We start from the raw sequence: 14,226 nt of genomic DNA, 5'->3' as shown, positions 1-14,226 counted from the left end.
TAATGTACACAGATTTACGCTCAGATACTGTAACTAAGCCGAGTAAAGAAATGAAGGCTTTTATGTTGGACGCTCCAGTGGGAGATGATGTTTTCCAGGAAGACCCAACTGTTAATGAATTAGAACAATATGCAGCCGACTATTTTGGAATGGAAGCTGCCTTGTATTGCTCTTCAGGAACACAAACCAATCAAATCGCAATCAATGTACACTGCCGACCTGGAGACGAAGTCATTTGTTCAAAGGATGCACATATCTACTTCTATGAAGGAGGTGGAATAGCCAAAAATAGCGGGAGTTCAGTACTTTTACTTCCAGGTGACCGTGGAAGAATTACAGCAAAAGATGTTGCATCAGGCATCAAAGATCCAAACAATCCACACTATCCTTTAACCACTTTGGTTTCATTGGAAGACACGATGAATCGTGGTGGTGGAGCAATTTATGACTTTGAAGAGATTAAAGCAATTCGTAATGTGTGCAAATCGTACAATCTTCCACTCCACTTAGATGGCGCAAGAGTTTTTAATGCCTTGATTGAGAACAACATTCCTCCGAAAGAATATGCCACTCAATTTGACTCAATATCCATCTGTTTATCAAAAGGATTAGGAGCTCCAGTAGGTTCTGTATTAATTGGAACTAAAGATTTTATTCACCGCGCTAGACGCGCTAGAAAAGTAATGGGAGGAGGAATGAGACAAGCTGGTATTATTGCTGCAGGAGGACTTTACGCACTAAAAAACAATATAACAAGACTTAAGGAGGATCATCAAAATGCTCAAAAATTAGGAACTGCTTTACTCAATATTGATTGGGTTGAAGAAGTACTTCCTGTTCAAACAAATATTGTAGTTGCCAAATTAAAAACTCATGTCTCTGTTGAAGAATTAATTGCGAAATGTGCTAAAAAAGACATTCATTTTATGGCTTTTGGAGAACAAACCATTCGAATGGTTACACATTTGGATGTTAATGATGATCATATTGAGTACACCATAGACATTTTAAAAAATCTTTAATAACATTTCCAATATTTGGCAAAAAATGAAAAAGCATATTTCTTTTTTATTTCTAGGATTAGCCTTAGCTTCTTGTCAACATGAGCAAGAGGTTGAAACAATCAGTACTGAAGAGTTTTTACCCAAAGCGCAAAGAGAATATGATTATTCGGAAGATACTATTCAAGAAGTTCAGAAGGAATTGAGCGCAACTCAAAAAGTAATCAAATCAAATTTCAACGCAGTAGGTTTTGAAATCAATAAAACTTCAGGCATGAACGCATTAATCTTTATGCCTGACCGTTTGGGTCATATTAAGAATGAAAAACTCATTTTTAGTGCCGACAGCGTTGTTTATCATTACAGACATTGGCAATTTAAGGATAGTCTTCAAACTATGAACGCTTTTTACAACTGGTTGGATTGCTTCATGGAGCAATGTAAATCAATTCGCATTAATGAAAATATCAATGGAAGTTATGATGCCTTTGCTGTTTGGGTTTCCAATTCATCGATCTACTATTTATCAAGCGATCAAAAAAATATAAATAAATCCCAGTGGGAAAGCATTCTAATACCTGAAGAAGCAATTGAATGGAATTATATAATGCATCAAGCTAAACAAGGGAGAATCGAATGGTTTATGAAAAAACCAGAAAATGAATTACAAAAAAATCCAGAATCTTAAATTCTAAGATTCTGGATTAATTTTATTTAAAGATAAATTCTAGAACGATTCCATAGTCTCTTCATTAGACTCTACCTCTACTTCACATTCCGTTATTGCTGTTTCAAACTTTTTATGAAGTTCAGAATCTTCTTGATTATATTCATCTGGATTCTTAAAAGTAGAAGTCGCTTTATCTAAATAACAATCACAATCGTAAGTTCCCATTGTAATGCATTCATTTTTTACTGTTGTCTTTTGGTCTTCAGACCATCCTCCTCCACAAGAAGAAAATAACAAAATAGAAGAACCGAGTATTAGATTAAATAGTTTATTCATAAGATTTTTTTGTAAATTTGGTATAACAATTGTTTAAAAGTACATATTATTCATTAAAAACAAAACTATGAAATCAAAATTCCTATTATCAATCTTAACTGTATTATTTCTTTCTGTGAATTCATCAGCGCAAGAAGTTACAGTTGCTGGAGCTACATTTCCAACTAAATTTAAAATCAGTAATCAAGTTGTAGAATACAATGGTGCTGGTTTACGTCAAAAATACTTTTTTGATTTGTATGTTGCAGCACTATATGTTCCAGCGAGAACCAACAATGCCCAAACGATAATCGATCAAAACAAAGAATCAGCGATTAGACTTAAGATTTTATCTAATAAGGTGACACGTGAAAAGTTTGTTGAAACTGTAAAAGATGGATTTGCAACTTCTTCAGAAGGGAAAGCAACTCCAAGTGAAATTGAAGCTTTCATGAAATTATTCAATGTTGAGTTTAGCGAAGGAGACGAAGTCATTTTATTGTATAAGCCAGAAAGTGGTGTTGAGGTTTACTTCAACGGAAAACATCTAGGTGGAACAAAAGGTTTAGAGTTTAAAAAAGCACTTTACGGAATTTGGTTAGGAAAAACACCTGCAGATGAAGCTGTCAAAAAAGCCATGTTAGGTAAAGTTTAATTTGCTTGGGTAGAAAAAAACACAATCTTAGATACAACTTTAAAAAGTCTCTGTTTTAGTAAGCAGAGGCTTTTTTTATTCATTATTCCCTATTCATTTCGTTTATTTGTAATTATGAAAATTGGATTACTCTCAGACACACATAGTGTATTAGACAAAAGTATTTTTGATTACTGTAAAGATGTCGATGAAATTTGGCACGCCGGAGATGTTGGTGATCCAGACATTATTCATCAATTGGCAGACTTTAAACCACTAGTTGGTGTTTACGGCAATATTGATACGATTGAGGTTCAAGAACATTTTCCAGAATTCCAAAGATTTGAACGAGAAGGTGTTTCTATTTTAATGACTCATATTGCTGGAAAACCAGGGAAATACTCAAAACCCTTATTGAAGGAACTCAAAGAAAATGGTGCTCCTCAACTATTTATTTGCGGCCATTCACATATTCTATTGGTCAAATTTGACGCTCGATTTAAAATGTTGTGGGTAAATCCTGGTGCCTGTGGAAACCATGGCTTCCATCAAAAGAAAACGATAATAAGGTTTGACTTATTGAAAGGAGAAATTAAAAATATGGAAATAATAGAATTAGCTTCTCGGGGAAAGTCATCCTGAGCCTATAATTTTCAATGCTTGTTTTTTTTCAACTTTAAACACAAAACACATTCATCATTTACAATTTTTTATAAATTCGAGCGTTGATTGAATCAGATGGTAAGAATAATAACAATACTCACTTTAATTCCTTTTACTTTGTTTGGACAAACGGGAGGTAAAAACGCTTTTCCCTTTTTGGATTTGCCAGATAATGCTCGATCAGCAGCCTTAGGAAGAAAATTCATCACTGCTTTTGATAACGATGTTACGACAGGAATTCAGAATCCTGCTTCGTTTAATTCAGAAATGGATAATTCCATTGGATTTAGTCAAGCCTTATTAGGCGGAGGAATCAATCATGGTTCTGTAGCCTATGCCAAAAACCTTAAAGATGCAGGTACCGCAGCATTACATTTAAGATATGTTGCCTATGGAAACATGGACAGAACAAATGTGAATGGTGAAAAAATTGGTACTTTTTCTGCGGGCGACTTTGCATTAGGTGGAAGTATTGGAAGAACTCTAAATAAAAACCTTTCCATCGGTGCAACATTTAATATCATTTGGTCACAACTAGAATCCTATAGTTCAATGGGATTATCTGTAGATATTGCAGGAATGTATCGTTCTTTAAATGGTAGAACAACTGTTTCAGCAATTGTAAGAAATGCCGGTGTACAAATAACAACATATACTACAGACACACGATCTCCTCTACCTATTCAAGCAATGCTTGGAATGTCTCACAAATTAGAACATGCGCCATTTCGATTTTCAGTTGTAGCACATCATCTAAATCAATGGGACCTATCATATAACGACCCTTCTGCAGTACCTACAATAGATCCATTAACAGGAGAAACTATTCCTGTGGAGAAAGCTGGATTTGGTGAAAAACTAGGGCGTCACTTCATTTTTCAAGTAGAAGCTTTAATAGGTGATGCATTAAGAATAAGAGGAGCATTTGACTACAATCAACGTCAAGAGATGCTGGTTCAAAACAGACCAGGCATGGGAGGTTTTTCTTTTGGAGCTGGATTAAACTTCAAAAGATTTACAGTAGATTACGGAATCTTCATATTTTCTAGTGCTGGATTCAACAATATGATTACTTTACGAACTGACTTTGATAAATGGAGAAAATAAAACACCATTTACTGAAAAGATTTTAAACAAAGTAAAAATGATTGATTCCAAAACTTGCGTTTTAATTGATGATGATAAAGATGATCAATTGATCTTTAAAACTGTCTTAAAGCAACATTTTCCACAATATTCATTGCAAACCTACTCAAGCTTCGAACAAGCAAAACCGAACATCCTTGCTCAGGAAGCTGCCATTGACACTTTGTTTATTGATTTGAATATGCCTAAATATAATGGAATTGATTGTTTAAACTATCTACGAAATCAAGAGCAATATAAAGATACACCCATCATCATTTACACCACATCCAACAATCCTGATGATAAAAAAAGAAGCTTGCAAAATGGAGCTACTTCATTTTTAACTAAGCCTTCACGAATTCATTCCTTGGTAGAAGAATTGGGAAAGTATCTAAGCGAATAAATAGTTAAAACTATTTTTCTCTCATTGGAGTAACATACTTCATTTTCTTGTCATCGAAGATAAAGTAAACATATAATTCATCATCATTCGTTATTTCTTCAGGTGTATATTCATTTATATTTTCGATTTCTTCAGGCTTATATCCTACAATTTCACCATGATACAATGCTATATCTTTTGCGATTCTCGTTTCACTTTCGGGAAATTGAATATCATAAACACGTGGTTTCTCAGCACCAATACTGTCAAAAACAGGACAGCTAAAAGTGAGGAATAAACGATCATTACGAACCGTGTAAAAGCTTTTGTACATACTGTTTCGAACGCGGTAAGACAAAGCAAAATCTTGATGTGCCTTCGATGTCAATTCCATAAATTCAAAATCTAAAGGATAGTCGGCATTTGACCCTACTGGATTTGTTGTAATCAGTTTATCTTTGCCTCCTAATTGAACGAAAACATAATTGTATAAACCCGTGTGTCCTGTAGATTCGAAGAAGCGTTCAGTATTCGTATTCTTTGCCTTCGTGTAGGCGTAATCCTTACGGTTAACTAAAATTAATGCATCCATTAAAGTATCTGGATTAATATACTTATACTCTATTTGTATATCATATTTTTCTGATGCAGAAATTGAAAGGCGATTTTCCACTTGACGAATAATTGCTTCCTCGTTCGTTAAATTTGAAGTTTCTGTATCATCTTTTAACTTATTGCCGAACCCTGTTTCTTTTCGGTTTTCAGAACAAGATGAAAGAATAAACAATGCTAGAATTAGATTGAGTAGTTTAAATTTTATCCAATACATATTCAATAAGTTCTATTATTTTAGATTCATAGTTTTTAGTAAATTCCTTTTTTCTCCTATTGGCAAGTCCTAAACAAATTGCCGTTGTTTTGTGACCTAGGGATGAACCCAATGAAAATAAAGCTGAACATTCCATCTCTAAATTTGAAAAGTAATGTCCATTATATTCAAAGTCACTAAAAGAATCCAGCATCTCATTTTCAACAAGAGGCAATCTTAGTCTTCTACCTTGAGGACCATAAAAACCAGAACTCGTTACAGTAATTCCTTTTTTAATTTCAGCTGAATCTAATTTATTGTTCAGTTCTTCGGAAGCCTTTGTCAAGTAAGGTTTGATGTATTTTGGAAGTTTTACACCTTCATCAATGGCTTTTTCAAGCTTTTGGGTTTCAATGTCAACATTCCTTTCATAAAAATGACCAACATTATCAATTCCTAAGGCATGTGTTGAAAGTATAAAACTATCAATTGGAATTTCATTTTGAAGAATTCCACATGTACCTAATCGAATGATTTCCAAAGATACCTTCTCCTTCTTTTCGTTTCTTGTTTCTAAATCTATATTAACTAATGCATCCAATTCGTTAATAACAATATCTATATTATCAGTTCCAATACCAGTCGAAACAACAGAGATTTCTTTTCCTTGATACAATCCCGTATGACAAGCAAATTCTCTATGTTGATTTTTGTGAGTAATCTCGTCAAAATAATTGGAGACAACTTCAACTCGGTCTTGATCACCAACAATGATAATTTTATGTGCTAATTCATCTGGACAAATATCAAGATGATACACACCTCCTTTTGGTGTTACAACTAGTTCTGAAGGCAAAAAGTCTGGCATAAATGCGAATATTAATTTAATATTGAATACAACTGAAATTTCAGTTTATTTAGAACCGAACACGCGTGAAAGTAAATCTGTTACACGGGCTGCAGGGTCTTGTCTTATTTCATTTTCTTCTTTAGCAACCATTGTAAATAATCCATCGATTGCTTGTTCTGTAACATATCTATTAAGATCAGTGTCAACTTTTTCACCACCAGTAAAAATCATGGCTTGATTATAACGTTTGGCCACTGGCTCCCAATATTGTGTTAGCTTTACTTTTTCAATTGAATTTTGAACTTTTGGAGCAAATACAACAATCAGCTCCTCAGAGGTATTCTTTCTTAAGAATTCTGTTGCGGCACCTTCACCTCCATTTAAAATTGCAAAACCATCTTGAACAGTCATGTTCTTAATTGCTTCGATAAAAATTGGAGTAGCTTCCTTTGCTGCATCCTCAGCTGCTCTATTTAAAGTAGTAACCACCTTATCAACCTGAGATTCTAATCCCCAATCAATGGCTTTTTGTTTCATTGCTTCAGCACTTTCAGGAAATGGGATTTTGATTTCGCTATTTTCTAAAAAACCATTTGTTACTGATGTAACATCTACTGCATTTTGAATACCAATAGTCAACGCCTCTTTCAATCCTGAAATAACCTCTTGATTCGTTAAGCTTTTAGTCCCTTCACCTGTAGAACTTGTTTCTAGATAAGTTTCTGCTGCACTATTTAATACATCGCAGGAAGAAAACGATAAAAGTAGGACGCTTAATGCAAATGATTTAATAACTTTATTCATTTCAATTTGTTTTTTTCAAACATACGAATAAATTTACTTTTTTATTTCAAAAAATACAGACGAAGTTTATGAAAGTTGGTGTGATATGCATTGGAGATGAACTCCTCATCGGTCAAACGGTAAATACAAATGCAGCTTGGTTAGGACAAGCATTTAGAAAACTAGGAATATCAGTATATAAAGCAACAACTATACGAGATGTAAAGCAAGATATTATTGATACCGTGGATGCTTTTTTTCAAGAAACTGATCTTGTTATTGTAACAGGTGGACTTGGACCAACAAACGATGACATCACTAAAGCAACATTGACTGAGTATTTTGGAACTTCCCTTGAATTAAACAAGACTGTTTTAGCGCATGTTGAACGCTTTTTTAAGCGAAGAAACAAAGAGATGTTGGATTCGAATATTCAACAAGCCATGTTACCAAAAGGCGCGACAATTTTACACAATGAAAATGGAACAGCCCCTGGAATGTGGTTTGAGCAAAACAACAAGACTTTAATATCCTTACCTGGAGTCCCTTATGAAATGAAATCCTTGATGAAGGATGAAGTGCTTCCTTTATTAAAAAGTAAATTCCACGTTATAGGAAGCTTCCATCAAACGGTAATGTTACAAGGAATTGGAGAATCGTTTTTAGCAGAAAAAATAAATCGTTGGGAGAAGCGACTTTATCAAGACAAATTACATTTAGCCTATCTACCTTCTCCTGGAATCATTAAATTGAGGATTACTTCTGACAAAGGAATTGAAGATGCGGGATTAATTCAGTCTTACATAGAAGAAATTAAAACAGATTACCCTCAATATGTTTATGGCTTAAATGGAGAGGATATTTTTGAAGTTGTTGGTCATTTACTAAAGCAAAATAATGCAACCGTTGGAACTGTAGAAAGCTGTACAGGTGGAGGAATTTCAAATTCATTTGTAGCCAACAGTGGTTCATCAGAGTATTTTCAAGGTGGACTGATTACTTATTCAAATGAACTAAAGCACAAACTTGCAAACGTACCAGAAGATATATTGAACAATTATGGAGCAGTATCAGAGGAGGTGGCAAAAGCCATGGCCTTAGGAGGTCAAAAGGTACTCAATACAGATTATGTAATTGCTGTTACTGGAATTGCTGGACCTAATGGAGGAACTGAGGATAAACCTGTTGGATTGGTTTGGATGGCAGTAGCTACACCAGAAGGCGTTTATACACAACATCATCATTTTGGTAATCATCGTGGTAGAAACATAGAAAAAACCCAATTATACGCTGCAAACTTTTTAAGAAAGTTATTACTCAAAATCAAAAGTTAGAGCTTGTTGAATAAATAAATATGGAGTTTTAAGGGAGTAAATCGGCTCTCATTTCAAAATAGTATTTATCACCTTCAAAGTTGATAAACTGATATAGGATTTCTGATTTTGCTTTCAAAGCGATGGTGGTAAAACCAAGTCCTGCACCTCCTTTATCAGTTCTTATCCCATTACCTAAAACATCTAAATAGTAGGCCTTCTTTTCTGAAAGATTCATAGCGTTTAGTTTTTCCATATATTGGGTTAAGGTTTTTTTACCTTTTTCATCAACAATATTTCCAAAAGAAAAGGCATAATTTTGATGTTCTTCCAAAATCATAACATGCCCACATTGCCTATTATTATTGTTTCTCACTCCGTGTAAACGAATATTTTGGAGACCTTCAATCATTATTGAAAAAAGGCGTTTAATTAAATTACGTTTAACATTGTTGAGATTCAAGATATTTTCCAATCCTTCGGATAAACTATTTACTAAATCTTGTGAAAACTCACCAAAATGAGACATTATTAACACATCCTTACGATGACTTGTGAAATCATCGTTTAATGTCTGATAGATGGATTTAGCATCTAATTTTATCTCATTAGGTTTAGCCATTAATTATTATTTATCCTTTTAAAAAACTAAATGCACTTAATACAAAGAAAATAAATTCTTTACAAAGGCGTAGTGTTTCAACTAATATAAGTATACAATTTAACATTTCTTACTAAACGAAGGGAATAAATTCAACTTTCAAAAAACACCAAACATATATCATTGAATATCAATAAGTTTTAAATCAATATAAAAAATATTTCTTCATTTCCAAACGATGATATCATTCATGCTGTGATAAAGTTCACATACTTCTATTCCTTAGACGTTGATAACATAAAAAGCGTTGAAACAAACAGCAAAAATGGTTAAGCTTAAGGACTATTCGTTAAATTGTATTAAATTTCAAATAAATCTTATAATTTTACTTACTTTAAAAATAGATGAAATTAAAAAACAAGACCAAAAACAAGAGTAGCCATTTAAAGAAAACTGGAATGGCTCCGGGGCAGTTCTTGTTTACTGGAGAGCGTAAGGTTGACAACACTAAGATTCAACTCATTAACTATGACAAAGAAAACATTGAAGAAATTCAATTTAAAAATATTGCAACCGCATTAAAAAAAATTGAAAAATCAGAAAAGACATCATGGCTAAATATTATTGGTTTACATGATACTCAGGTTATACGAAGTATTGTTGAACATTTTAATTTCCATAATCTTTCAGGAGAGGACATTTTGAGTGTCGGACAACGTACAAAGCTTGATGATTACGACCATTACATCCATATTGTTTCTAAGATGTTTAAAGAACATAATAAAGATATAGAGGAAGAACAAGTTACAATTATTTTTACTCAAAATGTCCTGATTACTTTTCAAGAAAAAGAGGGAGATGTTTTCAATAATGTTCGAGAAAGATTAAAGGAAGGTAAAGGTCAAATCAGATCAAGGAAAAGTGATTATTTGGCGTATGCCCTACTCGATTCTATTGTGGATCATTATTTCTTAGCGATAGAACACTTTGGAAATTATATAGAAGAGCTAGAAGAGGAAGTTCTCATTAATCCATCTGAAAGTTTACTCCCAACTTTACACGAAATGCGCCGGGAGGCTGCATATATCCGCAGGTCTATTTTCCCAATGAGAGAAACTGTTAATCGATTTGAAAAGCTCGAAATTGATTACATGAATATCGAAACTAAAATTTTTATTCGAGATTTATACGATCATACTTTACAAGTTATAGAAACCGTAACCGTATTTAAAGATGCTGTTAATGGACTCTTGGATTTATACATGTCAAGCGTATCAAACAGGATGAACAACGTGATGAAAGTACTCACAATTGTATCAACAATATTTATTCCCCTCACCTTTATTGCTGGGATTTACGGAATGAATTTTACAAATATGCATGAATTAGAATATAAATATGGATATTTAATCACTATGATATCCATGGGAGTATTAACTTTACTCATGATAATCTATTTTAAACGAAAAAAATGGCTTTAATGAACAGTAAGGCATTCAATCAAAATAACAAACACACCATTGGAAAAGTTGACATTGCTGAAATGCCAGCTTTCGAATTAGAAGAAGTTAGCGTTAAAATAGATTCAGGCGCTTATACTTCTACAATTCATTGTTCGGTAATAGAAGAAAGCGAAAAAGGATTAAAAGTTGTTTTTTTGGATAAAAATGAAAAGGGATATACTGGAAAAACACATTACTTTGAATCATACAAGACAAAGAGAGTTCGCTCATCGAGTGGGGAAATGCAACAGCGATATATCATCCAAGGTGACATTGTGTTGTTCGGTGAAAAATACGACACAGAATTTACATTATCTAAACGTGACTTAATGCGTTTTCCTGTACTTTTGGGTCGTAAACTACTTTCAAATCACTTTATCATTGATACAGCATTAAAAAATGAATCTTACAAAATAAAAAATAAAATCACGAAATGAAAATTGGAATCTTAAGTAGAAATGCAAATTTATACTCCACTAGAAGATTAGTAGAGTCATGTTTAAAACATGGCCATCAAGTTGAAGTCATAGATCATCTTAAATGCAATATTGTAATTGAGGAAGAAAAACCAAGGGTTTATTACATGGATCATTTTCTAGAGGGCTTTGACGCCATTATCCCAAGAATTGGAGCTTCGGTTACATTTTACGGAACAGCTGTAGTACGTCAATTTGAAATGATGGGCGTTTTCACAACCGTAAAGTCAAGGGGTTTAGCGGATTCTCGAGATAAATTACGCTCATTACAATTATTGACAAAATCTGGAATTGGTTTACCTAAAACGGTGTTTACAAACTACTCAAAAAATGTAGAAAGCGTGATTGATTCTGTAGGAGGAGTACCAATTGTTATAAAGTTACTTGAAGGAACTCAAGGATTAGGAGTGGTATTGGCAGATACAAAAAAGGCTGCAACTTCAGTTTTGGAAGCATTCAATGGATTAAAAGCGCGTGTTATTGTTCAAGAATTCATTAAAGAATCTGATGGTGCAGACATCAGAGCATTTGTAGTAGATGGGAAAGTTGTTGGTGCTATGAAGCGTCAAGGAAAAAAAGGTGAATTTAGATCAAATCTTCACAGAGGAGGCTCCTCACAAGTAATTGAACTCTCAGAAGCAGAAGAAAAAGCTGCTATTCGATCAGCAAGTGCATTGAATTTAGGGATTGCCGGAGTAGACATGCTTCAGTCTAGCCGTGGACCATTAGTATTAGAAGTAAACTCTTCACCTGGTTTAGAAGGAATTGAATCTGCTACTCACTTAAATATTGCTGACGAAATCATTAAATACATTGAAAGAAATCCAAAATAAAAAATGAAGAAACGTAAGCCTTTCGAACTTCTTGGGAATTCAATTGCGCCAGGAAAAACCACAAGATTAACGCTTGAGGTTGCAAAGCTACATACCAACACTCCAATTCAAATTCCTGTAATTGTAAGTCACGCCAATAAAACAGGCCCTACTCTATTATTATTAGCTGGATTACATGGAGATGAAATCAATGGTATTGAAACGGTACGTCAAATCATTAAAAAAGGATGGCATAAACCCAATTATGGTACTGTAATATGTATTCCTGTTTTTAACATTTTTGGATTTTTAAACTTATCGAGAGAATTCCCTGATGGTAGAGATTTAAATCGTGTTTTCCCAGGAACTAAAAACGGTTCGTTAGCCAGTCAGTTTGCCTATATTTTCATGAAGGAAATTGCACCACTTACTGATGTTATTATTGACTTTCATACTGGTGCTTCGCAAAGAAACAATTTTCCACAAACGAGATGTGACTTCAGAGATGAAGCCTCAAGAGAACTATGTGATGTTTTTGCTGCTCCTTTTACCATTGATTCAACGGTCTTGGCCAAATCAATAAGAAACTCTGTTACAAAACTTGGTAAACAATACATCTTATATGAAGGAGGAAAAGCCAATCGTATCGACAAAATACAAGTTGAAACAGCTGTAAATGGAACTAAAAGGGTAATGAAACATTTAGGCATGCGTTATTTCGACATAGAAGAACCAGAATATGAACGCTACACTATACGAAAATCTAAATGGATTAGAGCCAGTAATTCTGGGATGCTAAACCTAAATGTACAAAATGGTGAATACGTTGAAAAAGGTACGATTTTAGGTACAATATCTGATCCTTACGGAAAATTCGAAAGGTCTGTTAAGTCTCCAATAAATGGCTTTATATTTAATGTAAATGAAATTCCACTTGTCAACAAAGGTGATGCTTTATTCAACATAGGAAGACACGAAAATCCTAACATCTCAGAGCACGAACAATGATTGATCAATTAGAAATCATTTACGAAGATGACTATATTTTGGCCATCAATAAACCTGCTGGATTACTCGTTCATCGTACTAAAATAGCAAGAGACGTCCATGAATTTGCAATGCAGATTTTAAGGGATCAAGTGGGTTATCAAGTTACTCCAATTCATCGTTTGGATAGAAAAACTTCAGGTGTTCTATTATTTGCCAAGAAACAAGAATTCGTACATGAGTTTCAAAGTACCTTACAGCAGGATTCAACTCAAAAACATTATTTAGCGGTCACAAGAGGATATTTTCCTGCCCAAATTTCAGTTGACCATCCTTTAACTAATGATGCTGGTAAAAAGCAGGAAGCCCGCACATCTTTTAAGTTAATTCAAAAAGTCGAGATTGATTTACCTTTTGGAAAGTTTGATACTTCTCGCTACTCATTGATAGAAGCTTTTCCACAATCAGGAAGAATGCATCAAATTCGTAAACATTTAAACCATTTGCGTCACCCAATCATTGGAGATAGACCTCATGGGTGCAATAAGCAAAACGCTTTATTCTTAAATAAATTTGGACTAGAAAAAATGCTACTTCACGCAGTTTCTTTAAAATTAAAACATCCTTACACTAAGGAAGAACTAATCATAAATGCAAAAGTTCCTGAACATTTTAAAGAAATTTCAAACCACTTAGGACTGAAGTTACCTCTTTAATTAAAAGACCGATAATGACCTGTAATTTCGTATCTAAATAAACAATCTTCAACCACTTGACCTGCGCCAATATTATGCACAATGAGTGGACGTTTACCATCTTCTGATTTCACATCAACAACAATTCCTATGTGCGTCATGCCGTTCTGTAATTTCCAACTCACAACATCACCAGGCAGGTAATCGCGTGGATCATTCGTAACGGTTAACGCATCTCCTTTTCTTTTAAAATAGGTTCTTAAATTAGGAACGCGCCGATGATCAATATTTCTATCCGTTGAGGTCAATCCCCAATGATTCGGATAAGATGAAAAGTTCTGACGCATATCCTCATGAACTTCTTTTTGTAAATCTATATCTAATTTTCTGTAAGCACGAATAATCACATCAGTACAAACACCTTTGCCCTTTGGTACATCTCCATTCGGATAATCTATAGAAAAATAACTCGGATCGTAAATGACTTGTTCTTTTGTCAAATCCAAAGCAGCGTGAGACAAATCCCTTCCATTTTGAGCGAAAATTGCTGTGGTTAACAATATACAAAATCCTAAATTGAGAAATAATTTAAACATTTTAAAGAAA

18 protein-coding genes are annotated in these 14,226 nt (G+C 33.8%); 12 read left to right on the top strand and 6 right to left on the bottom strand.

What is annotated here, in order from left to right; translation table 11 throughout:
* Positions 1-2: 2 nt before the first annotated feature.
* Positions 3-1,022, top strand: a complete 1,020-nt coding sequence (locus DXU93_RS10325; protein ID WP_116881214.1) for a threonine aldolase family protein — start codon at positions 3-5, stop codon at positions 1,020-1,022.
* A gap of 25 nt (positions 1,023-1,047) precedes the next feature.
* Complete coding sequence (locus tag DXU93_RS10320; RefSeq protein ID WP_116881213.1) at positions 1,048-1,689, top strand: hypothetical protein; 642 nt, start codon at positions 1,048-1,050, stop codon at positions 1,687-1,689.
* Between the two features lie 39 nt (positions 1,690-1,728).
* Here the strand turns inward: DXU93_RS10320 and DXU93_RS10315 are convergent, their stop codons facing one another.
* The gene (locus DXU93_RS10315) at positions 1,729-2,007 is read right to left on the bottom strand and encodes a hypothetical protein (protein WP_116881212.1); all 279 of its coding nucleotides are present in this window, start codon (positions 2,005-2,007) and stop codon (positions 1,729-1,731) included.
* Between the two features lie 67 nt (positions 2,008-2,074).
* Here DXU93_RS10315 and DXU93_RS10310 point away from each other — a divergent pair, with 67 nt between their 5' ends.
* The 4 genes from DXU93_RS10310 (at position 2,075) to DXU93_RS10295 (ending at position 4,814) form a co-directional block, all read left to right on the top strand.
* Positions 2,075-2,641 carry a chalcone isomerase family protein gene (locus tag DXU93_RS10310; protein WP_116881211.1) on the top strand — a complete coding sequence of 189 codons (567 nt, stop codon included), beginning with the start codon at positions 2,075-2,077 and terminating at the stop codon, positions 2,639-2,641.
* Between the two features lie 114 nt (positions 2,642-2,755).
* Entirely contained in the window at positions 2,756-3,262 is a 507-nt protein-coding gene (locus tag DXU93_RS10305; RefSeq protein ID WP_205679256.1) for a metallophosphoesterase family protein, read from the top strand.
* A gap of 96 nt (positions 3,263-3,358) precedes the next feature.
* Positions 3,359-4,390, top strand: a complete 1,032-nt coding sequence (gene porQ / locus DXU93_RS10300; protein ID WP_116881209.1) for a type IX secretion system protein PorQ — start codon at positions 3,359-3,361, stop codon at positions 4,388-4,390.
* A gap of 37 nt (positions 4,391-4,427) precedes the next feature.
* Positions 4,428-4,814: a response regulator gene (locus DXU93_RS10295; protein ID WP_123776109.1), complete on the top strand. Its 387-nt coding sequence runs from the start codon at positions 4,428-4,430 to the stop codon at positions 4,812-4,814.
* A 10-nt stretch (positions 4,815-4,824) separates the two neighbouring features.
* Here DXU93_RS10295 and DXU93_RS10290 read toward each other — a convergent pair whose 3' ends face one another.
* Genes DXU93_RS10290 through DXU93_RS10280 form a run of 3 tightly spaced genes read right to left on the bottom strand, consistent with a single transcriptional unit; the run spans position 4,825 to position 7,255 of the window.
* The gene (locus DXU93_RS10290; RefSeq protein WP_116881207.1) at positions 4,825-5,622 is read right to left on the bottom strand and encodes a hypothetical protein; all 798 of its coding nucleotides are present in this window, start codon (positions 5,620-5,622) and stop codon (positions 4,825-4,827) included.
* A complete protein-coding gene (locus DXU93_RS10285; protein WP_116881206.1) occupies positions 5,603-6,469 on the bottom strand; it encodes a nucleoside phosphorylase in 867 nt (288 codons plus the stop codon). The genes DXU93_RS10290 and DXU93_RS10285 overlap by 20 nt, the downstream gene beginning before the upstream one ends.
* Positions 6,470-6,514: 45 nt before the next feature.
* Complete coding sequence (locus DXU93_RS10280; RefSeq protein ID WP_116881205.1) at positions 6,515-7,255, bottom strand: DUF4197 domain-containing protein; 741 nt, start codon at positions 7,253-7,255, stop codon at positions 6,515-6,517.
* Positions 7,256-7,323: 68 nt separating this feature from the next.
* On the opposite strand from DXU93_RS10280, the gene DXU93_RS10275 reads away from it, so the two are divergent.
* The gene (locus DXU93_RS10275; RefSeq protein WP_116881204.1) at positions 7,324-8,568 is read left to right on the top strand and encodes a competence/damage-inducible protein A; all 1,245 of its coding nucleotides are present in this window, start codon (positions 7,324-7,326) and stop codon (positions 8,566-8,568) included.
* 28 nt (positions 8,569-8,596) lie between these two features.
* On the opposite strand, the gene DXU93_RS10270 is transcribed toward DXU93_RS10275, so the two are convergent.
* Positions 8,597-9,169, bottom strand: a complete 573-nt coding sequence (locus tag DXU93_RS10270; RefSeq protein ID WP_116881203.1) for a SiaB family protein kinase — start codon at positions 9,167-9,169, stop codon at positions 8,597-8,599.
* A 383-nt stretch (positions 9,170-9,552) separates the two neighbouring features.
* On the opposite strand from DXU93_RS10270, the gene corA reads away from it, so the two are divergent.
* From corA to DXU93_RS10245, 5 genes are read left to right on the top strand one after another with little or no spacing between them, the layout of a single operon-like run.
* Complete coding sequence (gene corA, locus DXU93_RS10265) at positions 9,553-10,629, top strand: magnesium/cobalt transporter CorA (RefSeq protein ID WP_116881202.1); 1,077 nt, start codon at positions 9,553-9,555, stop codon at positions 10,627-10,629.
* On the top strand, positions 10,629-11,087 hold the full coding sequence (locus DXU93_RS10260; protein ID WP_165851386.1) for an ATP-dependent zinc protease family protein: 459 nt from the start codon (positions 10,629-10,631) through the stop codon (positions 11,085-11,087). Before corA ends, DXU93_RS10260 begins: the two co-directional genes overlap by 1 nt.
* A complete protein-coding gene (gene rimK, locus DXU93_RS10255) occupies positions 11,084-11,959 on the top strand; it encodes a 30S ribosomal protein S6--L-glutamate ligase (protein WP_116881200.1) in 876 nt (291 codons plus the stop codon). The genes DXU93_RS10260 and rimK overlap by 4 nt, the downstream gene beginning before the upstream one ends.
* Before the next feature lie 3 nt (positions 11,960-11,962).
* Positions 11,963-12,946 (top strand): succinylglutamate desuccinylase/aspartoacylase family protein, encoded by a 984-nt coding sequence (locus DXU93_RS10250; protein ID WP_116881199.1) that lies wholly within the window; start codon positions 11,963-11,965, stop codon positions 12,944-12,946.
* On the top strand, positions 12,943-13,641 hold the full coding sequence (locus DXU93_RS10245; RefSeq protein WP_116881198.1) for a pseudouridine synthase: 699 nt from the start codon (positions 12,943-12,945) through the stop codon (positions 13,639-13,641). The genes DXU93_RS10250 and DXU93_RS10245 overlap by 4 nt, the downstream gene beginning before the upstream one ends.
* Here the strand turns inward: DXU93_RS10245 and DXU93_RS10240 are convergent.
* A complete protein-coding gene (locus DXU93_RS10240; protein ID WP_116881197.1) occupies positions 13,638-14,216 on the bottom strand; it encodes a DUF1287 domain-containing protein in 579 nt (192 codons plus the stop codon). The genes DXU93_RS10245 and DXU93_RS10240 overlap by 4 nt on opposite strands.
* Positions 14,217-14,226 lie beyond the last annotated feature (10 nt).

Origin of the sequence: Brumimicrobium aurantiacum (assembly GCF_003402975.1) — a bacterium.
Lineage (GTDB): Bacteria > Bacteroidota > Bacteroidia > Flavobacteriales_D > Crocinitomicaceae > Brumimicrobium > Brumimicrobium aurantiacum.
The sequence above is the reverse complement of the archived record's forward strand: the minus strand, read 5'-3'. Positions and strand labels throughout refer to the sequence as shown.

Bases quoted from the DNA above. Each gene is read 5' to 3' on its own strand.
- DXU93_RS10280 (WP_116881205.1), bottom strand. From the start codon at position 7,255: ATGAATAAAGTTATTAAATCATTTGCATTAAGCGTCCTACTTTTATCG.
- DXU93_RS10320 (WP_116881213.1), top strand. From the start codon at position 1,048: ATGAAAAAGCATATTTCTTTTTTATTTCTAGGATTAGCCTTAGCTTCT.
- DXU93_RS10310 (WP_116881211.1), top strand. From the start codon at position 2,075: ATGAAATCAAAATTCCTATTATCAATCTTAACTGTATTATTTCTTTCT.
- corA (WP_116881202.1), top strand. From the start codon at position 9,553: ATGAAATTAAAAAACAAGACCAAAAACAAGAGTAGCCATTTAAAGAAA.
- DXU93_RS10285 (WP_116881206.1), bottom strand. From the start codon at position 6,469: ATGCCAGACTTTTTGCCTTCAGAACTAGTTGTAACACCAAAAGGAGGT.
- DXU93_RS10270 (WP_116881203.1), bottom strand. From the start codon at position 9,169: ATGGCTAAACCTAATGAGATAAAATTAGATGCTAAATCCATCTATCAG.
- porQ (WP_116881209.1), top strand. From the start codon at position 3,359: ATGGTAAGAATAATAACAATACTCACTTTAATTCCTTTTACTTTGTTT.
- DXU93_RS10240 (WP_116881197.1), bottom strand. From the start codon at position 14,216: ATGTTTAAATTATTTCTCAATTTAGGATTTTGTATATTGTTAACCACA.
- DXU93_RS10260 (WP_165851386.1), top strand. From the start codon at position 10,629: ATGAACAGTAAGGCATTCAATCAAAATAACAAACACACCATTGGAAAA.
- DXU93_RS10250 (WP_116881199.1), top strand. From the start codon at position 11,963: ATGAAGAAACGTAAGCCTTTCGAACTTCTTGGGAATTCAATTGCGCCA.
- DXU93_RS10275 (WP_116881204.1), top strand. From the start codon at position 7,324: ATGAAAGTTGGTGTGATATGCATTGGAGATGAACTCCTCATCGGTCAA.
- DXU93_RS10295 (WP_123776109.1), top strand. From the start codon at position 4,428: ATGATTGATTCCAAAACTTGCGTTTTAATTGATGATGATAAAGATGAT.
- DXU93_RS10315 (WP_116881212.1), bottom strand. From the start codon at position 2,007: ATGAATAAACTATTTAATCTAATACTCGGTTCTTCTATTTTGTTATTT.
- DXU93_RS10245 (WP_116881198.1), top strand. From the start codon at position 12,943: ATGATTGATCAATTAGAAATCATTTACGAAGATGACTATATTTTGGCC.
- DXU93_RS10325 (WP_116881214.1), top strand. From the start codon at position 3: ATGTACACAGATTTACGCTCAGATACTGTAACTAAGCCGAGTAAAGAA.
- DXU93_RS10305 (WP_205679256.1), top strand. From the start codon at position 2,756: ATGAAAATTGGATTACTCTCAGACACACATAGTGTATTAGACAAAAGT.
- rimK (WP_116881200.1), top strand. From the start codon at position 11,084: ATGAAAATTGGAATCTTAAGTAGAAATGCAAATTTATACTCCACTAGA.
- DXU93_RS10290 (WP_116881207.1), bottom strand. From the start codon at position 5,622: ATGTATTGGATAAAATTTAAACTACTCAATCTAATTCTAGCATTGTTT.